The sequence below is a fragment of the Lacinutrix sp. Bg11-31 genome (assembly GCF_002831665.1).
Lineage (GTDB): Bacteria > Bacteroidota > Bacteroidia > Flavobacteriales > Flavobacteriaceae > Lacinutrix.
The window spans coordinates 1,510,237-1,534,610 of the sequence record NZ_CP025118.1; the positions used below are offsets into that span (position 1 = coordinate 1,510,237).

Annotated in this window: 18 protein-coding genes; 6 read left to right on the top strand and 12 right to left on the bottom strand. The window is 30.9% G+C overall.

All coding sequences use genetic code 11. The features are described from left to right. Positions 1-131: 131 nt before the first annotated feature. The 3 genes from CW733_RS06735 to CW733_RS06745 all read left to right on the top strand — a co-directional run bounded on the left by CW733_RS06735 (position 132) and on the right by CW733_RS06745 (position 5,541). The gene (locus CW733_RS06735) at positions 132-3,125 is read left to right on the top strand and encodes a sensor histidine kinase (RefSeq protein WP_100996475.1); all 2,994 of its coding nucleotides are present in this window, start codon (positions 132-134) and stop codon (positions 3,123-3,125) included. Next, the gene (locus CW733_RS06740; RefSeq protein WP_100996476.1) at positions 3,125-3,769 is read left to right on the top strand and encodes a response regulator transcription factor; all 645 of its coding nucleotides are present in this window, start codon (positions 3,125-3,127) and stop codon (positions 3,767-3,769) included. The genes CW733_RS06735 and CW733_RS06740 overlap by 1 nt, the downstream gene beginning before the upstream one ends. Positions 3,770-3,984: 215 nt before the next feature. Beyond that, entirely contained in the window at positions 3,985-5,541 is a 1,557-nt protein-coding gene (locus tag CW733_RS06745) for an FMN-binding glutamate synthase family protein (protein WP_100996477.1), read from the top strand. 60 nt (positions 5,542-5,601) lie between these two features. Here CW733_RS06745 and CW733_RS06750 read toward each other — a convergent pair whose 3' ends face one another. The 9 genes from CW733_RS06750 to CW733_RS06790 form a co-directional block, all read right to left on the bottom strand. Continuing rightward, positions 5,602-7,356: a hypothetical protein gene (locus tag CW733_RS06750; RefSeq protein ID WP_100996478.1), complete on the bottom strand. Its 1,755-nt coding sequence runs from the start codon at positions 7,354-7,356 to the stop codon at positions 5,602-5,604. Between the two features lie 98 nt (positions 7,357-7,454). Further along, positions 7,455-8,195, bottom strand: a complete 741-nt coding sequence (locus CW733_RS06755) for a LytTR family DNA-binding domain-containing protein (RefSeq protein ID WP_100996479.1) — start codon at positions 8,193-8,195, stop codon at positions 7,455-7,457. Then, positions 8,195-11,014 carry a histidine kinase gene (locus tag CW733_RS06760; protein ID WP_100996480.1) on the bottom strand — a complete coding sequence of 940 codons (2,820 nt, stop codon included), beginning with the start codon at positions 11,012-11,014 and terminating at the stop codon, positions 8,195-8,197. Before CW733_RS06760 ends, CW733_RS06755 begins: the two co-directional genes overlap by 1 nt. Positions 11,015-11,105: 91 nt before the next feature. After that, on the bottom strand, positions 11,106-12,053 hold the full coding sequence (locus CW733_RS06765) for a putative metal-binding motif-containing protein (RefSeq protein ID WP_100996481.1): 948 nt from the start codon (positions 12,051-12,053) through the stop codon (positions 11,106-11,108). Between the two features lie 18 nt (positions 12,054-12,071). Further along, positions 12,072-12,620, bottom strand: coding sequence for a hypothetical protein (locus CW733_RS06770; RefSeq protein ID WP_100996482.1), 549 nt, complete (start codon positions 12,618-12,620; stop codon positions 12,072-12,074). Between the two features lie 12 nt (positions 12,621-12,632). Continuing rightward, positions 12,633-13,322, bottom strand: a complete 690-nt coding sequence (locus tag CW733_RS06775) for a hypothetical protein (RefSeq protein ID WP_100996483.1) — start codon at positions 13,320-13,322, stop codon at positions 12,633-12,635. A 13-nt stretch (positions 13,323-13,335) separates the two neighbouring features. Next, positions 13,336-13,902 (bottom strand): hypothetical protein, encoded by a 567-nt coding sequence (locus CW733_RS06780; protein ID WP_100996484.1) that lies wholly within the window; start codon positions 13,900-13,902, stop codon positions 13,336-13,338. 40 nt (positions 13,903-13,942) lie between these two features. Then, entirely contained in the window at positions 13,943-14,617 is a 675-nt protein-coding gene (locus tag CW733_RS06785; protein WP_100996485.1) for a MopE-related protein, read from the bottom strand. 4 nt (positions 14,618-14,621) lie between these two features. Continuing rightward, entirely contained in the window at positions 14,622-15,422 is an 801-nt protein-coding gene (locus CW733_RS06790) for a prolipoprotein diacylglyceryl transferase (protein ID WP_100996486.1), read from the bottom strand. 324 nt (positions 15,423-15,746) lie between these two features. Between CW733_RS06790 and CW733_RS06795 the strand changes: the two genes are divergently transcribed. After that, the gene (locus CW733_RS06795) at positions 15,747-16,268 is read left to right on the top strand and encodes a hypothetical protein (protein ID WP_100996487.1); all 522 of its coding nucleotides are present in this window, start codon (positions 15,747-15,749) and stop codon (positions 16,266-16,268) included. An 85-nt stretch (positions 16,269-16,353) separates the two neighbouring features. Here CW733_RS06795 and CW733_RS06800 read toward each other — a convergent pair whose 3' ends face one another. Both CW733_RS06800 and CW733_RS06805 read right to left on the bottom strand, forming a co-directional pair. Next, positions 16,354-17,280: a patatin family protein gene (locus tag CW733_RS06800; protein ID WP_100996488.1), complete on the bottom strand. Its 927-nt coding sequence runs from the start codon at positions 17,278-17,280 to the stop codon at positions 16,354-16,356. A 56-nt stretch (positions 17,281-17,336) separates the two neighbouring features. Next, a complete protein-coding gene (locus CW733_RS06805) occupies positions 17,337-19,409 on the bottom strand; it encodes a M1 family metallopeptidase (RefSeq protein WP_100996489.1) in 2,073 nt (690 codons plus the stop codon). A gap of 185 nt (positions 19,410-19,594) precedes the next feature. Between CW733_RS06805 and CW733_RS06810 the strand changes: the two genes are divergently transcribed. Beyond that, entirely contained in the window at positions 19,595-20,356 is a 762-nt protein-coding gene (locus tag CW733_RS06810) for a universal stress protein (protein WP_100996490.1), read from the top strand. Between the two features lie 77 nt (positions 20,357-20,433). Here CW733_RS06810 and CW733_RS06815 read toward each other — a convergent pair whose 3' ends face one another. Beyond that, complete coding sequence (locus CW733_RS06815) at positions 20,434-22,134, bottom strand: peptide-N-glycosidase F-related protein (protein ID WP_198520115.1); 1,701 nt, start codon at positions 22,132-22,134, stop codon at positions 20,434-20,436. Positions 22,135-22,221: 87 nt separating this feature from the next. On the opposite strand from CW733_RS06815, the gene recG reads away from it, so the two are divergent. Then, the gene (recG, locus tag CW733_RS06820; RefSeq protein ID WP_100998717.1) at positions 22,222-24,324 is read left to right on the top strand and encodes an ATP-dependent DNA helicase RecG; all 2,103 of its coding nucleotides are present in this window, start codon (positions 22,222-22,224) and stop codon (positions 24,322-24,324) included. Positions 24,325-24,374 lie beyond the last annotated feature (50 nt).

Sequence of the window (24,374 nt, forward strand, 5' to 3'; positions counted from 1 at the left end):
AAATAACTATTGTAAAGGTTTTTATCCTTTAGATTTGTTAATAATTATAAACAATTACTAACTAAACTACCTATTTGTTTTTTTTAGATATATTTACAATGCTTTTATCTTACTAACTAACTTCTCTTATAATGAATAAAAGTATTTTATACTTCCTATTCTTCTTCTCTATTGCATCTTTTTCGCAATCCAATAAATTGTATCAAAAAACGTACACTAAGCAAGATGGTATTGAAATAGATAATATTTATGCGTTATGTTATGATAATGATGGTTTTTTATGGTTAGGAGGAAGCAACCTGGATGATAGAACAATTATTTCAAGCGATAAAAAATTATCCTTACAACGCTTTAACGGAAACAGTTTTCATAATATAGATTTACCATATTATGAAAACACAATTGAACAAGTCCAACAAATTTACAAAAGAAGTGATGGTCAATTTTATATAACCACCAAATTAACAGAAGGTTATGGCTTGTTGCTTTTTAATCCTTTTACTTCAGAATTTAAATTGGTTAATTTTGAAAATATCGAGTTCGCATTAGACGGTTTATCTTTCATTTATTCTTACAAAAATGAAGATTATTTACTGTCCCAAAAAGGCAGTAAAGTTTCTATAAAAAAAATAGATTTAGACCTATCCATTACTGAAGTTTTTAGCTTTCCTATTACAGAAAACAAAGTATTAATAGACAGCTCAAGTAGAATCTTGTTTTTTGATGATTTTGTACTAATTTCTGACGATAACTTTACAGCTAAAATTTTTAACTGGTCCGGAAAATCACTAAAAACCATAGCTCCTTTTTATAACAGTAATCTAGAGAAACCTAAAAGAATTGTTATAGATGAAGTTTTTATACAAGACGAGGAACACTATTTGTTTTTAAATAATGACCTAAATCTTTATAAGATTGATAAGCATTTAAAAAGCATAGTACCAGTAAAAAACATTAGTTTATCTAACAAACATCTTAATGCATATAATGACAAATTAGGAAACACTCTTGTTTTTTCTTCCAATAATAATAACATTGCTTTTAATAGTTTTAATAATGGCAACTTTAAACAGAATCACCTTTTTAGCTATAAAAATGTTAACGGAATTAAAGTACTCTCCAATAACTTAAATAAATACACATGGCTAACTACAGATGGTAAACTTCATTATTACAAGTTTCCAAATAGAACTATCAAAAACTATTTACCAAATCTGGAGCTTAGAACTATCAAACCTCTTGACTCTGTAAACTATTTAGTTGCAAGTGAGATGGACGGCTGGTTTAAATTAAACCCAAATAATGATAATATAGAACCCTATCCTTTAACCTATAAAAACAAACCGTTTAAGTCTATAGGCTCAAGAAACTTTATTTTTGAGGATAGTATATTATGGTCTCATGGAAATGGTGGAATAATAAAAGTAAATACTAAAAACAAAACATTAGATCATTATAAGCATTTTCCGGTAATATGTATGGAAAAAGTAAACGATAGCATTATTGTTTATGGTACAAAAAAATATCACTTAATGCAGTTTAACACACAAACAAAAACGCATCGTGCTTTAGTAGATACAGACTCGCTTTTTATTTTTGATATTCAATATAATAAACATAGTAATCTTATTGTAGCTGGAACAGACAAAGGCCTATTAACTTACAATTTATTAACCAAAAAACATAAACTTTACAATAACAAAAAAGACTTAGAAGATACTTATATTTTAATGCTAGATTACCATAAAGATTATGGTTATTTATTAGGCACAAGAAACGGGCAAATTGTTGCTTTCAATTCAGAAAAAGAAACTTTTACTACAATTTACAAAGATGATTTTAAAGCTGGAATTGCTACTATTTTAGTTGATAATGACATCTGGTGGATTAATACTTTTAACGGATTTATTGCCTTTAATACCAAGACAAAAACTAAAACTAGATATTCTGAAAAAGATGGCTTTAGTCACTTTGAAGCTAACCGTTATAGTGCTTTAAAAACTAAAGATGGCTTTTTTATAGGGACATTAAAAGGTTTAAATTATTTTAACCCATCAGACTTGAAAGCAGAAAATGATTCTGCTGTTTTAACGCTTTTAAAAATAAATCAGTTTGATAAGGTTGAAAAGGCATTTAAAAACACATTTAACCGTAAGCTATTTAATAACAATACAGATATTGTTTTACCTTCAGAAAACAGAAGATTAGAAATAGATTTTGCGCTTAAAAACATTGGCGCTGTTGATAAAGGTTATAATTACAGATATAGATATAATGATAAAGATTGGGTAGATTTAAAACATCAAAACACAATACAATTTGCAAACTTAGCTGCTGGGGATTACCATTTAGAGATTGAAGCTTTAAATTTTTCTGGAAATAAAATAGCTAATTCTTTATTTTTAAACATACATAGTACTGAGTTTTTTTATAAAAAATGGTGGTTTTTCTTAATTGTCTCTGCTTCCATTATTGCATTTTTATTATGGTTATTAAAACAAGCAAAAAAGAGAAAATTATTACAGGAAGAATTTGCTCAAGGCTTAATAATTTCACAAGAAAACGAACGTAAACGCATAGCAAGAGAACTTCATGACAGCATAAGTCAACAACTTACATTAATTAAAAAGAAAGCCCAAAACACAAAACAAGAAGACATTACCAGCCTAACACACAAGATTTTAGAGGAGGTAAGAGCTATTTCCAGAGGCTTATACCCTCCATTATTAAAACAATTAGGTTTAACCGAAAGTATTGAACAGTTACTATTAGACGTTGACGAACAAACTAATTTGTTTGTCTCTGGAGATGTATATAATATTGATAGTTATTTTAATGAAGACCAAACTTTAAATTGTTATCGCTTTATACAAGAGTGTATAAATAATTGTTTAAAACATGCTAATGCAAAAGCATTATCTATTAGTATAATTGCAAAAAATACTGATATTGAAATAATAATTAGAGATAACGGAAAAGGTTTTGATGTTGCAAACGCACAAAAACAAAATAGCTTAGGCTTAAAAACTATTAACGAGCGTATTCGTATATTAAAAGGCGAAATCGCTATAGACAGCAAACTAAATAGTGGCACAATAATAACTGTAAAAATTCCAATTAAATAATGCCAAATAAAACAACAATAATAGTTGCAGACGATCACCCAATGCTACTAAAAGGACTTTGTGAAGAGTTAATTAGTAATAACTACAGTGTTATTGGTACTGCCGAAAATGGAGCAATTGCATTAGAGTTAATTACTAAACTAAATCCAGACCTTGCCATTTTAGACATAGAAATGCCTTTACTTACAGGATTTGAGGTTATTAAAAAATGTGAAAACAAAAAATTAAAAACTAAATATATTGTTTTAACCTCTCATAAAGAAAGTAGATTTATTTTTAAAGCAAAAACATTAAATATCTCTGGTTATCTTTTAAAAGATGAACCTTTTGAAGAAATGCAAAAATGTATCACTTCAATATCTAACAACAAAACGTATTTTAGTTCTACTTTTGATAGTGTTTTTGAATCTGAAGTTTCACCAGAAATAAAGAAAATTAAATTCTTATCTCCTTCCGAAAGAACAATTATTAGATTAATTGCTCAAGGAAGCTCTTCTAATGAGATTGCAGAGTCGTTATTAATCTCTATAAGAACCGTACAAAAACATCGCACAAATATACTTTCTAAACTAGATTTAGCCTCGCACACCGATTCGCTTACAGTATGGGCAAAACAGCATAAAGAACTAATTCTTTCTTTATAATAAAAATAAACACTACGTACCCATACGTATAAATCGACATAAGTACGTATTGGAAAATATTAGCATAGGGCTTACCTTGCAAGAGCTATTATTCAATCTATATTACCTATTTAAGAACCATTGTTATTAATAACAATGGTTCTTTTTTTATGATAGTATTTATTATCTTAATTAAAGATTATTCTTATTTTTGATGAAACATTTCAAAAAAAAATATGGATACTATTCTAACGTTTCTTTCTAGCATTTCTTGGTGGCTTTGGATATTAATCGTTTTAGCAATCGTTGCACTTCGAGACGTTTTTCAACGTAGCCACACTATTAGTCATAACTTCCCTATTGTTGGACATGTTAGGTATTGGTTTGAAAGCATTGGGCCAGAAATTCGTCAGTATTTTGTTGCAAATAATAGAGAAGAATTACCTTTTAATCGTATAGAACGTGGTTGGATTTACGCCTCTGCAAAAGGTGAAAATAATTACGAAGGTTTTGGTACAGATCGCGATATTTATACGCATCAACATATTTTCATTAATAATGCAATGATACCTTATAAAATACCAGAAGACCACGTTAATACTAAAGACAAGTACTTTTTACCTTGTGCTAAAATTATTGGAGCACATAACAAACGTAGAAGACCTTATCGTCCTGCCTCTATTATTAATGTATCTGCAATGAGTTTTGGGTCGCTATCTGCAAGAGCAGTAGACTCGCTTAACAAAGGCACAAAAATGGCTGGAGCATACCACAATACTGGTGAAGGCGGTTTATCTCCTTACCATAGCAATGGTGGTGATGTGGTATTTCATTTTGGAACAGGCTACTTTGGTGTTCGTGCAGAAGATGGTGGTTTTTCTATGGAAAAGATGAAAAAACTCGTGGAAGACAATCCCTTTATTCGTGCTATAGAATTAAAACTCTCTCAAGGTGCAAAACCTGGAAAAGGTGGCGTTTTACCTGGAGCAAAAATTACTAAAGAAATAGCAGACATTCGTGGTGTTGAAATTGGTAAAGATGTTTTATCTCCTCCAAACCACAAAGCGTTTGATACTATTCCAGAAATGGTTGATTTTATTGAAGCTATAGCTGAAGCAACCGGTTTACCTGTTGGTATTAAAGCTGCCATTGGTAAATTAGAACAATGGGAAGAGCTTACAGATATTATGAAAAACACTGGAAAAGGCCCAGATTTTATTACTGTAGATGGTGGTGAAGGTGGAACTGGTGCTGCACCTCCAAGTTTTGCAGATCATGTTAGTTTACCTTGGGTTTACGGTTTTGGAGATTTATATAAATTATTTCAAAGAAAGGAATTAGAAAAACAAGTGGTTTTTATTGGTAGTGGTAAATTAGGTTTTCCTGGTAAAGCTGCAATGGCCTTTTCAATGGGAGTAGATATTATTAATGTTGCACGTGAAGCTATGATGAGTATTGGTTGTATTCAAGCGCAAGTTTGCCATACTAACAAATGCCCAAGTGGTGTTGCGACACAGAGTCAATGGTTACAACGCGGTATTGATGTGCCACTAAAATCTGAACGTGCTGCACAATACTTTAAATCTTTTAGAAAAGAGTTTTTAGAAATTACACATGCTGCTGGTTACGAGCATCCTTGTGAATTTAAAATGACAGATATTGAAATAAACGTAGATGATCACAATTTGTCTGCAGAACTAAGTACGACCTACCAATACAATAAAACTCCTGTACCATTTAATGGTATGCAATCTTTAAAAAATTGCGAGTATTTAGGAGGTTATAAAGCTTAATCAAAATACAAAAGCTCATAACTTTAAAGTTATGAGCTTTTTAAATATTAATACAAAGTATTAATCTCTTAATACATGTACACTTCCAACAACAGTTCTTGCTGTTCCCGAAGCATCTATATATGTCCCAGAAAAATTCATATCTATATATTGACCAGTAACTCCATAAGCATTTAGGTTATAACTAATGTTTTGTGGCTGACTATAATCTATATTCATTATTGAACATTCTATACTATAAACAGTTGAATCGAATGTACCCAAGGCTGTATTAGAACCATCAAGATAAAAGAATCCATTAGAACTGTTACCACCAGATACATTTAAGAAACTAGTACTAGATTGTCCAGAAGATATATTATTTAAATAATATTCAACAGGATTATTATCAACTTGTACACTAATAAATTCTGTTACAGTATTACAAGCTATAATATTACCAATATTAGTATTACTAAAGTTAAACGATAAATCTCCAGTGGTTTGAAAAGCAGCATAATCTATACCTTCTAAAGTAAATGTTGGTTGAGAAGCACATTCAATTACACTAAAAGTAAATTCTCCATTTGTTACGGCAACATCTGAATATAAAGAACCATAATTTAAAGTTACATATCCATTTGTAATATTAACATAACTACAGTCTACTAAACTTCCAGTAATTACTGCAGCAGTAACCGATGGCAATACCACTTGACCTAAATTAGTATCTGTTGAAAAAGGGCCAACTGATTGTGAATGCACTTCTACTCCGCATTGATCAAAAGCCTTTAGAGTTAATGTCTCGTTTGATGGAATTAAACCACAAATCTCTCCATTTCCATTAGAATAACCAACTCTTGGATATGTAGCATTAGATCTCCAAAGTTCCACTTTAACATTAGCTAAAGGAGAGTTAGCAATATCGACAACTTCTAAACAAAGTGTTACAGTTGGAAATTGAGCATCACAATTCCACCAAGAAAAATGAGAAACTTCCCCAACATATTTTCCACCTACTAAAGTAGCTTCACCATCTTCAATCCAATGTCCATTTACCTCATCAAAATGCCACAATGGAATACTTGAAGGTGCTACTCCACTCTGTGCTGGATCTACAGGAACTTCTATTTCTGCAACATGACCGTCTGCAATGTTTAGCTTTTGTCCAGAATCACCTTTCAATTCTACGTTTAACATGCCATAGGTTTCTAATAAACGTTCATCTTCATTTGCATTAATTGCTTGTAAATTCCCAGGCATAATGGCATTAATGTTTGGATTTGAAGGGTCTAAATGATACATGTAAACATCAACATTTCCAGAATATGCATTTCCGTTTTCATCTTTAAAAGCACCATCGAAACTAACTTTAGTTCCATTACCTAAAGTTACTTCACTATCAACTCCTGAGGCTACAGTACCTGATAAGCTTTCTGCAATAAGCATAATACTAACGTTACTAGTATTTTGTGTTGGCACTACAGAACGCATTCCTTTTAGGTAACCTGGTTTATTTGCAATTACAAATGCTTGCTTTTCTTTTACAGTTGCATTAATAATCTTAAAAACACCATTAGCATCTGTAATAGCTGTTTTGTTACCAATTGTAATATTTACATTATCAATTGGCAATGATGCTGCATTTACTATTCTACCCATAAAATCGCGCTGTATAACTGCTCCTTGATCTAAAGTAGATCCTGTTTCTGCTTCAGTTTCGTTATTTGTAAAAGCTTCATCGATTCCTTCGTTTGGATCGCAAGAATTAAATAGTACTGTAAACATTAGCATTACTGTTAAAATAATTTTTGAAGTTCTTGTTTTTGTTTTCATAATATTTTGGTTTAAAATGTTATTTATTTATTGTTCAAGCTTATATAAAGGCAACTCCAATTTTGTTACCCTTATTTTAAAAAACAGCTAAAATATTATTAATTAAAAAGCTCTAAAAACGCTTTTTTATTAGCTCTAGATATTGGAATACGTTGATTATTTTCTAGAATAAGATAACCTTCATTTTCAAAATGACGTACTTTTTCTAAATTGATAATATGAGATTTATGACACTTAAAAAATTTAGAGCTTAACATTTTCTCAAACCTACCAAGGTTATAAGAACTTATTATTGTTGTACAGTTTACTAAGTGGATTTTGGTGTAACCTTCGTAACCTTCTAAATTTAAGACCTCATCTTGTGGAATAAACGAAAGACCTTTAGCTGTTGGGACAATAATTTTATTATTCTGAGAAATATTTTCAGCTAATACATTTACTAATTTAGCATTATTATCACTTTCATTTTTTAGTTTAATGACCTCTAAAGCTTTATTTACTGCTACAACCAAATCATTATTATCTATAGGTTTTAAAACATAATCAATTGCAGATTGTTTAAATGCTTCAATAGCATACTCACTATAAGCCGTTACAAAAACAACTTGAAAATTGACTTCTTTTAGTTTAGACAATAACTCAAAACCTGTCATTCTTGGCATTTCTATGTCTAGAAATAGAATATTTGGTTGTTCTTTTTCTATTGCTATAATAGCATCTTCAGGCTTTTGGTATGAGCCTAAAATTTTAATTTCAGGAAAAAGGATATCTATCTTTTTATGAAGTCCTTTTAAATTAGAAATTTCATCATCTACTAATATTGCAGTTATGTTACTCATTAGTTTCTATGCTTAATAATAAATATTGATTTATTGCCTTTATCTTCTTTCTCTGGAGAAACCTCTTCTTTGCTATACGTAATAACCCATTTTTCTGAATGGTTTAAAAAACGAAGTCTATCTTTTAAGACACTAGAAGATTTTATTTTCATACTTTGTCTTTTTTTAGTATTAACAAAACCAACTCCATCATCAATAATTTCAACTTTAAATGCATGATCATCAATAAAAATAAAATTAAGAGTTATTAACCCTTCATCTTCTTTATTAAAAACACCATGATTAACTGCATTCTCAACTATTGGCTGTAACAACATCGTAGGTATTTTAACTTTATCGATATCTAACATGCTATCAACATTAATAATAAAATTTAGTTTTTCTTTAAATCGAAGTTTTTCTATCTCCAAATAGCTTTTTAATAGATTAACTTCTGTTCTTAATGCTATTTCATTTTCTTTAGACAACTCAAAAAATTGACGTATTAGTTTTGAAAATTTAACCAAATAAGTTTCTGATGCCTCAAAATCATTATCGTTAATGTAATATTGAATTGCTGCCAAAGAGTTGAATACAAAATGAGGATTCATTTGAGAACGTAATGCTTTAAGCTGAAGCTCAGACAAGCGTTTATCTTCAAATATTTTTTTATTTTTTTTAAACTGAGCTCTTTTAATAAAAAATTTAGATAAGTAAACTATTAAAAATACTATAAGTAAAAATGATAAAATTTTAAATGATAATCTTTGATACAAAAGAGGTTTTACAGTAAAATCTAATGTTTTTTTAAGGTTATTAGACTTTACATTAAAGGTGTATTTACCTGGCTGAAGATCGTTGAAATTAAAACTATTAATCTTGGAGTTTGTCCATTCTTTTTGCAAAGGCTCTAATTTATAATCATAAGAAAAATTAGAATGATTATTTGAAAAATCTATATTAGAAACAGTAAAACTCACATTATTGTTCTCTCGATATTTAAACGTTGAGTTACTTTCCGTTATTCTTTCGTTATTATACTTAGCCTTTTCTATAAACACATCTAAAAATTGCGAGATACTTTTTGTGGTTTTAGGCACAATTGCAATACCATTATTTGTACCAACTATAAGGTTTTTATCGTCTACATACAATGTGTTTATATGGTTTGTAGGCAAGCCATCACTTATCGTATATGTCTTGCTTAGCTTATAGGTCTTATTGCTTTTTTTAAATTTTAATACGCCAGAATTAGTTGCTAACCACAAATTTGCACCTTCTTTAAAAGCTTCCTCAACTATTAAAAACTCTGTTTCTTTTAGAGGCTCTAAAGTTTGCATATTTGTAATATACGAGCCAAAACCATCAGTATTTATTAATAAACGTGTGTCATCAATAACATTTAGACTTAAAATCGATTTTTTAAAGGCCCTATTATTAAACACAACTGGTACTAACAAGTCTCCTTTTATTTCTTTTAATCCATTTGTTGTAGCAACCAGGAGTTGGTTATTAAAACGAATAATATCATTACATCCTTTTTGAGTATATTCTTTTTCGATTACAAAAGGATTTGGATTTAATCTATTAATTCCAAATGAAAAATTACCATATAATTTTTCATTAAAATAAATAAATTTTCGTCCTACCTCATTTGAGGTTATTTTTTTGTCGTATAATTTTGAAAGATCTACTCCTTCTCTTTTTCCATTAAACTCTTTAAATAAAGAGTTTTTTAACAAATAAAAGTTTGTGTTTAATTCTTTAACTTGACTTACTCCAAAAACATAATCGTTACTCTTAATAAACTGTTTAAATGATTTTTCTTTTGGGTTATATTTATAAATTCCTTTTTTATAAACGCCAACAACTAAGCTATCATCAATAGTATTAAAGCTTTGAATTTTTTCGTTTTGCAATTTATACTGAACGTCTCTTTTTGCATAAGGAAACTTATACACACCATTGTTAAAAGTAGCTAACCAAACTGTATTTGATCTATCTATAAAGCCAAAATGGGCACGTAATTCTTTAGGGAAATAAAATGGGTTAAATATTTTTAAATCTTTATCTAGTTTAGCCACGAAACCATTTCCTGAAATTTGTAACTCATTATCTGCAATATTAATTCTTGGTTGTACCATTAAAACATTTTCAATGTTTTTATTTAATTTAAATTGTTTAAATATTTGAGTATTAAAATTAAGTATAGAATAGGCCTTATCATTTGTCCAAAAAAACAAACTATCGTTTAGTTGCCCTCTAACTCCTGTTACTCCATAAATGTTTTTGGTTGGAATACTATTTAATTTTTCTAATTCTTTATTATATAAGTATAATGTTTGGTCTGATTGATTCAAAGAGATATAACCAACATGCTTATGTCTTATTTTTATCCAATCTTCTTTTAAGTTTTTTACATATTTATTTTTTTCTCCATACCATTTATCATCTTTTAAAGTAAAGGTGTTTCTAGGTCCTGTTGGATATATTGAATCTCCAACTTGTGATGAATATATAGGATTAATAATCTCGTCCTTATTGCTATTAGGAAAAGATATAACAGTATCATTTTCAATATAGCCTAACTTAGTAGATTTAGACATATACCATACTTTTCCGTCTGTTGTAGGAAAAGCTTCCCAAACATCATTATTTGGCAACCCATTTTTTGTTGTAAATGTTTTTAACTGGTTACCATTATACCTTGCCATACCCTTATCGGTTAAAAACCACATAAACCCTTTAGCATCTTGAACTATAGTATATACATGGTTACTTGGCAACCCATCTTTAGTAGTATAATTGGTGAATTGTTGTGCAAATGAAAAACGCCACATCAAAAGAGATAAAATTATGATATGGAGTTTTTTTTGTTTCAATAGTTTGTTTTTTTTAATGTATTACAAATGTAATAATTTTAAGAGTTTATTAAAACTCGTCCACAATACCATTACAATTATTATCTATACCATCTGCAATTTCTGAAGCTCCGAAGAAAATATTTGAATTACTATCATCACAATCTGTATTATTCATTGAACTTCCTGCAAAATTAACTGAGGTTCCAGAATCGTTAGCGTCTCCAAAACCATCGCCATCATTATCTTGGTAATAATAAACAATATCTGTATTTCCATTACACGTGTTGTCTATAGTGTCTGATGTGTTTTCTGTAGAAAATGGATTGACGCTTGCATCAGCATCATTACAATCTAAATTATTAAAAACATAACCATTAGGGATTGTCATTTCATTTTCATTATTACAAGGCTCGGGACAGCTAGCTACCATACTATTACTAGCATCTCCATAACCATCACCATCATTATCGGCATAAAACGTGTAATCTTTAGACGCATTACAATCTTCGTCAATACTATTATCTGGAATTTCTGTAGCATTTGGGTTTATAGATGTATCTAAATCATTACAATCTGTACTATCTAAAACATAACCATTAGGAGGGTTATTTCCTGCTTGTGTTGTATTATTTTGATCTCCAAAACCATCATTATCTACATCTGCGTAATATGTTGTAACTACTTCGCAGATACCATTTATACAAACCTCGCCAGCACCACAATCTGAATCAGCCACACATTCATCAGTAAAACCATCACAATCATTATCTATACCATCTAATATTTCAATAGCTCCTGGGTTATTAGAGTTATTATTATCATCACAATCTGTGTTATCTAAAACATAACCTACTGGTTGTGTACATGCATTCTGTATTACACTTGTATTTCCATAAGCGTCTCCATCTGCGTCTTGATACCATGTTTGTTCTACGCATGAAGCGTCATCATCACTCCCACATGCTACTACTAATATGAATGTAAAAAACATACTTAATTTTAAAATTGTTTTCATATTATATAATTAATTGTATTAATAATCTTGATCTACTTCTCTTTTTACTCGACACATACCATCAATATTATGTGTCACATTATTTTCATCTTGAAACGTACCATTAAAAGTAAACGTTATATAATCGCCAATATTTATTGGGTTTGCAGAGGTTACTTCTGCATCTATTGGATGTACAGAATAATCTGCCGAAAGAATAAAAAAGTTAGTTGAAGTGTTTTCTGCAAAATAGAATTTAGCAGCAGGATTATTATCTTGTGCAACTCCCCAATTATAAGTCGAGTTTGGCAGAAATAGTCCAGAGCTATCAAAAGTAAAAACTGCTGCAATACGTCTTAAATCTCCACTTGGTTGCTGTCCAGATGCATTTATCTCGTACTTATCGATTAATGTTGTTAAGTCTGTCTCAAGATGAGCTTCTACTTCATAATCAAATATACGCTCCAAACCATCAATAGAATATTTAAAATATTCGTCTGTATTTCCTGTTGTTGTTGATCCATCATCATCATTATTACATGAAGTGACAATGCATAACATAAGTAATAAGTATATTATTTTTTTCATTTTTTATTTTTTTTAATCTTCAAAAACACCTAAAGTTCCTTCATAATGCCCAGAAATTAATTCTCCAGAAGTATTTACAAAGGTGTAATCTACATCTATTGTACTGTTGGCTGGGTTTGTGTTGTCTATATTTATAGCGTTAATTGTAACAGAGTGACCAAGTGTTGCAGGATTATAAATAGTACTATTAGCTTCATTACCTTCCCCAAATTCTACATTTGTACCATCTATATTTATAAACGTTTGTGGACTTGAAGAATCTACCTGTAAATCTGTAACAACATTAGAATCATTACTTGAAGCTACATAAGTGTTACCAGCTGTTGGTGGAATACCTGTTTGCAAACTTGGATGCGTTGCAACTTGTACACTAAGTACAACAAACTGTGTTGTATTTACAGATAATAAAACCTCATCACTTGTTCCGTTTATATCTGTATCGTTATCTAGTAATCTTCCATTTAAAAAAAAGAAGCTATAATAATCTGGAGCTAATGGATAAGCATCATCATTATCTTCATCAATTTCTATGTATGCATTAGACGTTTCATAAAACGTTGGATTTGCATTGTTTTCATTGTATGTAAAACCATCTAGAGTTGTAGATGGATCTACTGGATCTGGAGTTACTTCGTCATCATTACTATCACAACTAAAAAGTGAAATTATAAGAAGTAGTAAAAGTGTTTTTATTGTTTTCATAAGTGTTTTGTTTTTATAGACAAATACTAGCATCACCATCATCTGTATCTAAGCTATTTCCAACTCCACCAATAGAATAAGAAATAATTTGCGAGCCACAACCATCTCCATCTGCGTCTATATAACTTAAAGACAAGACATCAACAATAATACAAAGTTCAATTTCTACTCCATTTCCAGAAATATCGAATCTAAATTCATCTCCTACAACTGCTCCTGTTGTTCCCGTAACTCCTCTTTGGCAAGTTGTGGCGATATTTAAATAAGTATTTCCATTATAATTAATAGTTGAAATTCCAGTAGTATTGTCATCTACAACTGTTGTAGTAAAATTAAAATTTCCAGGATTACTAGTTTCATACACTTCTATTTCTGGTCCATTTGAACCACCTGTTAGATAATCTGTTGTTAAATCTGTTTCAGGAATTAGTGTCTGCGTATTACTAGAAACATCTAAAAAAGTAAGGCCTTGATAGCTGCATACATCTACGTTTGGCGTAGTAGTATCGTCGTCGTTATCACAATTGCTAAATGTAAATGCAATACAAAATAACAACACTGTTTTTAAGATTTTTTTCATAATTTATCGTTGTATAAATAAGTTTAAATAGTATATTTTATTAATCATTACCATCACAATTCTCGTCTAATCCATTATTGGGAATTTCGTTAGCGTATGGGTGTATATTAGTATTATCATCGTCACAATCTATATTGTTATGTACACCATCTGCAGCTGCAAATTCTGTAGAGCCATAACCATCTCCATCTTCGTCTAAATAGTTTTCAAAAAAGTCTACATCACCATCACAATTATCATCAATATTATTACCTAAAATCTCGTCTGCTAATGGGTTAATCAAGTTGTTGCTATCATCACAATCTGCATTGTTAAACACGTAACCTGTTGGTGGTTGATCTCCAATAGTTATTTCAAAAATTTCGCTAATATTTGCATTACCAAAACCATCATCATCTCCATCTTTATAAAAGGTAAAAGCGTGTAAACCATTACAATCTTCATCTATAATATTATCTGCCACTTCTGTTGCTCCTGGATTAACATTTACATTTGTGTCATCGCAATCATTAGGGTTATCTGCATAAGAACTTGGTTGAGGAAAGTCGACTGAAACACAATTTACATCTTCTCTTGTTCCATAACCATCACCATCTAAATCCAAATACCATGTATTACAACCTTCAGGAGGTCCATCACAACCGCTTCCAATAATAAAAACTGCTGTTACTAATAATAGTAATGGTAATACTGATTTAAAAAAATGTTTTTTCATAATGTTAAATATTAATTGTTTTTAAGTTAGTTTCTTTATAAAATTTAAAATAAAAATATGCCGAAATGCAAATAAAACATAATCCAATAAACTGAGAATGCGATAGAATGCCGTCAATAATAAAACCTCTGTCATCACCTCTAAAGAGCTCTAAAAAACCTCTTCCAAAAGCATAAAGCATTAAATAAACTAAGAAAATTTGTCCGTTAAACTGTTTTTGTTTTTTAACAAAAAAAAGTAACAACATTATTGATATTAATAGTAATACTTCGTACAACTGCGTTGGATGTACTGGTGTATTATGTGTTGTTGGAAACACTACTCCAAAACTACTTGTTGTTGGTGAGCCATAACAACATCCTGAAGCAAAACATCCAAATCTTCCAATAGCATGAACAATGGTTGTTGTTATAGCAAATATGTCTAGCATTGGTAAAACTGGAATCTTACGCTTCTTTAAATACCAAATAATAAAAGGGATAATGATTACAAACGAACCATAAAACACAAAACCTCCAGAAAAGTTATCTAATAATAGGCTTGGGTTTTTAATGTATAGTATAGGGTCTTGCAAATAATAAAATAACTTCCCACCTACAAAGCCTGCAATAAATATGCAATAGAAAAGTGCATTTGGCAAGTTAGTAACTCCTAATTCTTTTTTCGCACTCCATTTAGTATAAATCGCTGCTAATAGTGTACCAACTGTTATTAAAGTTGCATAGGTATAAACGGTTGCTTTTTTTTCTCCAAATAGGCTTGCCATAAAATCTGGTAAAGAAAAATCGAATAGCTCTGGAAACATATTATATTGAGTGTCTAATTATTTTTTATAGCTGAAATACTTTTACTTGTAAAAAGTATAAACCGTAGATAAGTTTGATTAGAAATTAGTTTAACTATTAATTCTAAAAAATCGACAATACATAAAATTTAGTGTGTACTGTCGATTAATAAACAAAAGAGTAATAGCATTTCAAAAATAGCATTGTAATGCTAAGAATAACTATGCTATTATACGAGAAGTTGTTTTCATTCTATGAAAAACAACTTTCATTCAATTATCGGTTTTCTTGTACACTAATTAAAAACGTATTAAGTTTGTTTAATATCCAAAAATCAAATAAAAATGGGAGATCAATTATTAAATTTATTAATGTATGCTATACCTTCTTTAATTGTTGGCGCAATAGCTTTTCTGTTTTTTAGAGAGCATGTAGAAAACGAAGATAACAGACGTAAATTTCTTATGGTTAAACAGCTTCAAAAAGAATCGTTACCACAACGTTTTCAAGCCTACGAGCGTTTTTCATTATTTCTAGAGCGTATTTCACCTAACAAATTATTAACTAGAATTGCTCCTGTATCCTCTAACAAAGACGATTATGAAGCGCTTTTAGTAAACAGTATTGAGCAAGAGTTCGAGCACAACTTATCGCAACAAATTTATGTTACAGATAATTGTTGGAGTATTATTAACGCATCTAAAAGTGCAACTGTACAACTTATAAGAAAAGCTACTCTAAACGAAAAAATAGATTCCGCAGATAAATTAAGAGAAGCCATTCTAACAGATATGATAGACAAAACACCTCCAAGCAGCGCTGGTTTATCTTACATAAAACAAGAAGTTCGCGAGCTATGGCAGTAGCCAAAATAAAACACATAAAAAAAAGCCATGTCAAATTGATATGGCTTTTTTAATGCTTTCTAATCTCAATAAATATATTTTATATTTAGAATTTATATTTTACTGGTACTGTTGAGTCAATAGGATCTCCACTTCCATGCTTTTCTTGAGCATATAAAAATCCTTCCATCCACCACTTCTCCATTAATTTCTTATTAAAAATAAGTGAGTTCTCTGTAAGTTTTGTAGGTGTATAATATAAATTAAGTTTTACATTTTTATGCCTTGCCGCCAATTTACCAATGGTAATATCTCCTCTCTCTACTTGGTCTAATAAGTGACCAAAAAGGTTTATCATTAATGAAAACGGATTTTTACCAAGTACTTTATTGTATTCTAAATTTTCACTTTCAAGAATAATAGCATCAATTTCTGTTGCACCTCTATTTATAGCTTCTCGAATAGGCACAACACAACCTAAACCACCATCGGCATACTCAAAACCATTCCTTTTTACTAAAGACATAAACGGAATGTAATTACACGAAATCCAAATCCAATCGCAGAATTCTTCGTAACTATAATCGTTAATAGACTTGTATTCTGTTCTGTTTTTAGACAGATTAGCAACCGTTACCACGACATCTTCTTTTTCTTCTCGAATACGATTATACTCTTCTTCCGTAAAGTTCTTTTTAATTAATTTTTTTAAAGATTTACTCTCACCAAACGTGCGTCTTTTTTTTATAAACTGAAGCATGGTATTAAAGTAGTTTATAGATACGTACTCTCTTCCTTTTTTCTTTTTTATCACGAATGGATTAATACTAAAAATGGAATGCTGGTTCACATGTGTAAAGACATCGTACAATTTACCAATATCGTTAGAAGCCAAATGTGGCACAAGCAAACTACCTGTTGAGGTTCCTAAAAACATATCGTATTCCTTGCCTTCTTGCTCAATTAAGTATTGCGCAACTCCGCCTGCAAATGCGCCTTTACTTCCTCCTCCTGAAATTACTAATGCTCTCAATTAATACTAGTGTGTTGGTTAGTTAATCCTTCTTCAACTTGAAATATAAGCTAAAACTATTGCTTTTTAAGTTCCTCTTGCAAATTAGCGATTATCTCTTTATGTTTTTCGTCTTCGGCTAAGGTTTTTAATAAATCTCTTGCAAAACTTTTAAACCTCCAATTATGGTGATTTGTTGCATCAATTAAATTGATTAGTGTTTCAATATTAAAAATCTCTAGGTTTTTAATATAAGTAAATGCGTTTTCTCGTGTTTGAAAACCATATTTAGAAGATGTATAATCTCCCAATTCATTTATATAACTTTTGTTAAATGCTGCGTTGTATTCTGGTGTTAGCAACGCTAAGGCTAACCACAAACACCTTATGTTTTTATCGTTAAAACCAATAACACCTTCTGTAGCTTTCAAGTACTTTGCTCTATCGTTAGGGAATTTAGAACACAAATTTGATAATGCGATTTCTTTTGTAGTGTAAGATGCGTCTAGTAATAAAGATTCATTTTCCTCCTTAAAACCATCAGGAATATATCTTGCTAATAGCTGGCGTGTTTTAATCTCTTTAGAATTAAAAGCTTCATCTATTAAATCTTTATACGTTGGATAGTCTGGTTTCTTTATCGCTTCTTTTAAAACCGCTATTCTTTCGGTATAAAAACCTTTAGGCAATGCTGTTACTAAGCTTGAAAAAACATAGCCATTCTCGTCTGTTCTGTAGGTTAAATAATCGGCATCGACTATAGTTTCTAAAAAAGCGATACTTTCATTCTTCTTTAAAGTGGCTCTCATTTTTGCTATTGGCAGTTTTTTAGACAATAACCATTCGTTTTTAAAACTACTTAAACTTTGTCCAGACACTTTTTCAACTTCAGTTATAAAATCTTGAGTCTCAACATTTTTAAAAGCATGCTTGTTTAAATACCGTTTTACAGCTTCTTTAAAAGCCTTCTCTCCTACTTTCTCCTTTAAAACATGTAAAGCCCAAGCACCTTTTTTATAAAAGGTAGCACTACTTGCTTTTGGATCCAGTAAAGCTGTTGCCTCTTCTGCTATTTCTTGATTAATTAACTCCTTTGCATATTCATAAAGCGTATTGTAATAATAATTGTCACCAAAAATATCGCGTTCAGCTAATAAAGCATAATATGTTGCAAAACCTTCTTGCAACCAATGGTGCTTACCTTCGGTTGCTGTTACAAAATCTCCAAACCATTGGTGAGCGAGTTCATGCGCATTTACGTTTACGTAGTTTTTATCTACAAAACTAGTTTCATCAATCATGAAATCGTCACTAAAAATAGTAAGACTTGTATTTTCCATTCCAGAATACAAAAAGTCTTTAACTGGCACTTGTTTGTAATTTTGCCATGGATACGCTACACCTATTTCTTCTTCTAAGAAATCGAACATTTCTTTTGTGTAACGATACGTTGGTTCTACTCTTGCAGAATCTTCAGGGTAATAGTAAAGCTGTATTGGTATTCCACTTTTAGACGTTATTTCTTTTTTATTGTATTTACCAATTGCCAATGCTACTAGGTAACTTGCCATTGGTTTTTGCATGTCGTAATGCCACTCTGTGCTTTTTTCACCAACTTCCTTATCAATAAGTTTTCCATTTGCTAAAACCTCGTATCCATTCTGATATATAATTGATAAATCGAACTCTATTTTATCATTTACATCATCTATACTCGGTAACCAATTACTAGTGTATTTACCTTGACCTTGTGTCCAAATTTGGTCGTTATCATCTTTTTTAATGAAGTAAATTGCTTTCTTAGGATGTGAAAAAACAGAAGTCCTGAAGAAGTATTTTTCTTTCTTTTTAAATTTTTTAATTATATAAAATTTAGATTCATCATAATAATGTTTAAAATTTTCTTCTCTTTCATTTTTTTTAATATTATGAAGATACAAACCTCTAAGGTTCATATTACGAGCATCAATAAAAATTGTATCGGTATCTTTTTTAATTTCAAAAGTAATTTTTACTGAGCCTGAAACTTTATTATCAAAATCTCTAAAGTTTAATTCTGCATCTATTGAATTAAAATCAACATATTCAGTTTGTTGCGCTTTCGCTGAAAAACATAGCATCGTAATTAATATATAAAAGAAGTGTTTCATAAGTAGATTTAAACAAGTATCAAGCCAAAATACAATTTTTTTATCACGCTAAGCATTCGAATATTTAGTAACACTATCAGTTTACACTAAATAACTGCCTTTAAACGAAATAGCAGCAGCAACATCGCAAATGTTATGAAATAAACTATTTTTGCACAAAATTTAGAATCTTAAAAAAAACAGTAATGAAAACATTTTTAGTACCTATTAGTTCGCTTAAAGAAAAAAAAGCTACACTTATTTATGCTATCGACTTTGCCAAAGCAGTTGGAGCAGAAATGATTTACGGTATACAATTAACAGAAATTGATGAAAAAGATCATTTAGAAAAAATCATCGAACATGCTAAAAGTCAAGGCATTGATATTAACTTTCGTTTTTATGAAGGTGAAACAATAGAGTATATTAAAGAGTTTTGCGAAGATTTTAAAGTAGATTTGGTTGTAGCATCTGCTAGAACACCTAAAACTAATGAAAAACTTTATCTCGACGATTTATCTGGAAGTATTGTTAGAAAAACAGATATGCCTGTTTTATTAATACCTGAAGATTATAAATTTGAAACTATAGCAACCGTATTAACTGCTATAAAATCTGGTATTGTTAAAACTGAAGAAGCTACAAAACCTATTGAAACTATACTTTTAAAATTGAAAGCCCAAATGACGCTTTTACAAGTTAAAACGCCAGAGTATCTTCCTGAAGATTTAATGTTCGATAAAGATTTAGCGGCTTTAACTTCTAAATACTACTCTACAGAAAATGCAACACTTTTTCAAGGTGTTCTAGAATACATACATGTTATAGAACCAGATCTTATCTGTGTTTTTAGACGTAAACGTGGTTTCTTCCAGAAACTATGGAGCGAAACAGTTAACGATAATAGTGTAAGAAAATCGGATTTCGAAAGTAGAAAACCTTTATTAGTACTTAAAGGAGAGCAATAATACATGCTTTATTACACATAAAAAAAGACCACCAATTTAAATAAATTGGTGGTCTTTTTAGTATAACTATTTAAAGTTTAATCTATTATAACGGGTGCAGTTATTACAGAATTACTTTTTACAACTACGTATGTAGAAGTTGCATAATATGCACTTCCATTAGCGCCATCATTAACCCAATCTTCAAAGTCATATTCAAAAGTAAAAATACTGCCTCCCATTGAAGCTCCTAAATCGTCTATTCTTGTTGGTACTGCCATTCCAGGACACCAACCTGCTCTATCTTGCGTCCAATTTCCTGGGTTTTGATTATTTACGGGATTAGCTGCACAGCCTAAAGGTCCTAAATAGTGACTAAAAGTATTACTTCCGTCTATTTTTATATCGTGCGTTCTATAACACCATTCTGCACAAGGTCTTCCTCCAGCATCATTTGGTGTTGCGTGTCCCCAACCAGAAATAACAGTTCTTAAATGTGTGCTTTCTGCGTTAGCAGGAATAACAACTTGTTTATCTAAATCGAAACTATGCGCTACACCATATGGAACACCATCTATAGAATTAACATGATAGCCTAAAACCTCTGAAACTGCATAATAAGGATAATCTGGAGTCCCTTCAATATAATCGAAATCTACAGTAATTAAATCGGCTTTAGAAGTCCAGTTCTCAATATAAATTCTTAATTCTGTTGCTCCTGTTAGTAAGCTTTTAAAATCGGTTACATCAAACTCTAAACCTCTATCTAATTGCTGTGTTCCTGTCCAATATGGTGTAATATAACGTCCTATTTCGTACCAATCTCCTGTTATTTGGTCTTTTACTTTAATGTTAGCAAAACGATCCCAATCATCGCAACCTGAACTCGGACAATCAATTTGAACATACATTTTAATTTGTGCAATGTTTGTTAAATCTGAATGTAAAGTAAATGTTTGTGCTTCAGACTGATTAAAACCGCCTCCATAACCTAAGGCTTGCTCATTAAAAGCAACATAATTATGTCTTACTGGTGCTCCATTTCCTTCTAAAGCAATAACAGTATCTGTTGTATCAGCATTAGCTAATGTAAGCGTTCCAGTTGCAGCACCTAAAGTAATTGGGCTAAAACGCACATAAACTGTTGCATCATTATTTGCTGAAGCAGCAGGAATTTGTACAGATGAGGTAAATGTAATATTATCTAAAGACACATTAAAATCTGTACTAGCAGTAATCATAATATTAGAAACCAAATGATCTCCATTAATAGTAATATTCTGAGTCTCAGAATTTTCAGAAACCATAACATCTCCAAAATTATTAACAACTCCATTTACGTTTATTATTGGTGCAATGCTAACACCTGTACCAATTAACGAGAGTGTTTTTGTAGCAGCTTGCGAGCTTTCTAAAGTTATAGTTCCTGCAGTAATACCAACAGCGTTTGCCGTTGGAGAAAACCTTACATATATAATTGTGTTGCCAGAATTTCCAGAAGCTTTATCTATAGTTGCTTCACTACTAAAGCTTACGTCGTCAACAGAAACTTCAAAATTAACAGAGGTAGCAATCGCTATGTTTCCAACTAAACTTACGCCTTCAACTTCAAAACTTTGTGATGCAGAATGACTTAACACATCCACTTCTCCATAATTTGTAAAACTTCCTGTAGTTATTATTTTCGCTACAGGTGTTGCGTTTCCAGAATCGTCGTTACTACTACAATTAATAATAAATAACATTGCTATAACACCTGTAACTAGCTGAATAGCTTTTACTAACTTAGTTTTATTCATTTTATATTTTTTTAGTGGTTGCACGAATTTAGGAAAAATTCTATTTGTTTTTGATAAATCATGTATTTTAGTTTTTTATTACAAAAAATGACTACCAATCTTCAAACTTCTATAGATTACCTAAAAGGTGTTGGACCAAATCGTGCCGATTTGCTTCGCAGGGAACTTGGTATTCACACCTATCAAGACCTCATCAATTTATTTCCAAATCGCTATTTAGATCGTACAAAATATTACAACATAAATACGCTTTATCAAAACACTGCCGAAGTACAAGTTATAGGAAAAATTACTAGTTTTAAGGAAATTGCTCAAAAAAGAGGCAAGCGATTAGTTGCTACTTTTCAAGACGAAACGGGCACTATGGAATTGGTTTGGTTTCGTGGTCAAAAATGGATTAGAGAAGGTCTAAAATTAAATGTCTCTTATGTAATATTTGGCAAGGTAAATAGTTTTGGGGGGAAGTATAACATGGCACATCCCGACATCGAATTATTGAAAGAACATGAGCAAAATTTACGCTCTGCTTTGCAACCCATTTATCCTTCGACAGAGAAGTTATCTACCAGAGGAATCACGAACAGAATGATGATAAAAATCATGCAAAATCTGTTTATAGAAACTGGTGGGAAATTTGTAGAAACACTCTCGAAAAATTTACTCGAAAACTTGAAATTAGTTTCAAAATCTGAAGCCCTTTTAAACATCCATTTTCCTAAGGATTCTGAGGCGCTTTTTAAGGCTGAATTTAGACTTAAATTTGAAGAGCTTTTTTACATACAATTGCAATTAATTCTTAAAAATTTAATCCATAAATCGAAGATAAAAGGCTTTCCTTTTGAAACCGTTGGCGAACAATTTAACACCTTTTTTAAAAACCATTTACCGTTCGAATTAACAGGTGCACAGAAAAGAGTACTCAAAGAAATTAGAGCAGATATGGGTAGTAATGCCCAAATGAATCGTCTTTTACAAGGCGATGTTGGCTCTGGAAAGACTATTGTAGCATTAATGTCAATGTTAATAGCGGTTGGAAATGGTTTTCAAGCTTGTTTAATGGCGCCTACTGCTATTTTGTCAGTACAGCACTATAATGGTTTAGTTGAGTTATGTAAAGATTTAAAAATCAGCATTAAACTACTTCAAGGTTCAAGTAAAACTTCAGAGCGTCGCGAGATCCACGAAATGCTAGAAAGCGGCGAATTAGACATCTTAATTGGTACACATGCATTACTTGAAGATAAAGTAAAATTTAAAAATTTAGGCTTAGCAGTTATAGACGAGCAACACCGTTTTGGTGTAAAACAACGTTCTAAATTATGGAAAAAAAACACTCTCCCTCCTCACGTTTTGGTAATGACAGCAACACCAATTCCGCGAACCTTAGCCATGTCTGTTTATGGTGATTTAGACATCTCTGTTATAGACGAATTACCACCTGGTAGAAAGGCAATAAAAACGGTCCATAGATACGACTCAAATAGATTAAAAGTTTTCCAATTTATACGCTCCGAAATCAAGAAGAAAAGACAGGTTTATATTGTCTATCCTTTGATACAAGAAAGTGCCCAAATGGACTACAAAGATTTAATGGATGGTTACGAAAGTATTGCTCGAGATTTTCCTGCTCCAGAGTTTCAAATTTCGATAGTTCATGGCAAAATGAAACCTGCAGATAAGGAGTTCGAAATGCAACGTTTCATTAAAGGTCAAACGCAAATTATGGTGGCAACAACTGTAATTGAAGTTGGCGTAAATGTGCCAAATGCATCGGTCATGATTATTGAAAGTGCAGAGCGTTTTGGACTCTCTCAATTACACCAATTAAGAGGTCGAGTTGGTCGTGGTACAGAACAAAGTTATTGCATTTTAATGACGAGCCACAAGCAATCTGAAAACAGTAAAAAGCGAATTGAAACCATGGTAAAAACCAACGACGGTTTTGAAATTGCAGAAGTAGATTTAAACCTTCGTGGACCTGGAGATATTATGGGAACACAGCAAAGTGGAATACTAAACCTTAGGATAGCAGATATTATAAAAGATAGCGAGATATTAAAACATGCGAGACACCATGCTAAAAAACTTTTAGAAAAAGATCCATCGCTTGGTCATGCAGAAAATGCTGTAATTTTAGAAACTTATAGACAAATGGGTAAGTATAAAAACATCTGGAATTACATTTCATAAACACTCTACTCTACTCTACATTTCCCAAATGTTAATCGCACAATGCTCCT

Coding starts and splice junctions, on each gene's coding strand:
- CW733_RS06735 (WP_100996475.1), top strand. CDS start 132: ATGAATAAAAGTATTTTATACTTCCTATTCTTCTTCTCTATTGCATCT.
- CW733_RS06740 (WP_100996476.1), top strand. CDS start 3,125: ATGCCAAATAAAACAACAATAATAGTTGCAGACGATCACCCAATGCTA.
- CW733_RS06745 (WP_100996477.1), top strand. CDS start 3,985: ATGGATACTATTCTAACGTTTCTTTCTAGCATTTCTTGGTGGCTTTGG.
- CW733_RS06750 (WP_100996478.1), bottom strand. CDS start 7,356: ATGAAAACAAAAACAAGAACTTCAAAAATTATTTTAACAGTAATGCTA.
- CW733_RS06755 (WP_100996479.1), bottom strand. CDS start 8,195: ATGAGTAACATAACTGCAATATTAGTAGATGATGAAATTTCTAATTTA.
- CW733_RS06760 (WP_100996480.1), bottom strand. CDS start 11,014: ATGTGGCGTTTTTCATTTGCACAACAATTCACCAATTATACTACTAAA.
- CW733_RS06765 (WP_100996481.1), bottom strand. CDS start 12,053: ATGAAAACAATTTTAAAATTAAGTATGTTTTTTACATTCATATTAGTA.
- CW733_RS06770 (WP_100996482.1), bottom strand. CDS start 12,620: ATGAAAAAAATAATATACTTATTACTTATGTTATGCATTGTCACTTCA.
- CW733_RS06775 (WP_100996483.1), bottom strand. CDS start 13,322: ATGAAAACAATAAAAACACTTTTACTACTTCTTATAATTTCACTTTTT.
- CW733_RS06780 (WP_100996484.1), bottom strand. CDS start 13,902: ATGAAAAAAATCTTAAAAACAGTGTTGTTATTTTGTATTGCATTTACA.
- CW733_RS06785 (WP_100996485.1), bottom strand. CDS start 14,617: ATGAAAAAACATTTTTTTAAATCAGTATTACCATTACTATTATTAGTA.
- CW733_RS06790 (WP_100996486.1), bottom strand. CDS start 15,422: ATGTTTCCAGAGCTATTCGATTTTTCTTTACCAGATTTTATGGCAAGC.
- CW733_RS06795 (WP_100996487.1), top strand. CDS start 15,747: ATGGGAGATCAATTATTAAATTTATTAATGTATGCTATACCTTCTTTA.
- CW733_RS06805 (WP_100996489.1), bottom strand. CDS start 19,409: ATGAAACACTTCTTTTATATATTAATTACGATGCTATGTTTTTCAGCG.
- CW733_RS06810 (WP_100996490.1), top strand. CDS start 19,595: ATGAAAACATTTTTAGTACCTATTAGTTCGCTTAAAGAAAAAAAAGCT.
- CW733_RS06815 (WP_198520115.1), bottom strand. CDS start 22,134: ATGAATAAAACTAAGTTAGTAAAAGCTATTCAGCTAGTTACAGGTGTT.
- recG (WP_100998717.1), top strand. CDS start 22,222: ATGACTACCAATCTTCAAACTTCTATAGATTACCTAAAAGGTGTTGGA.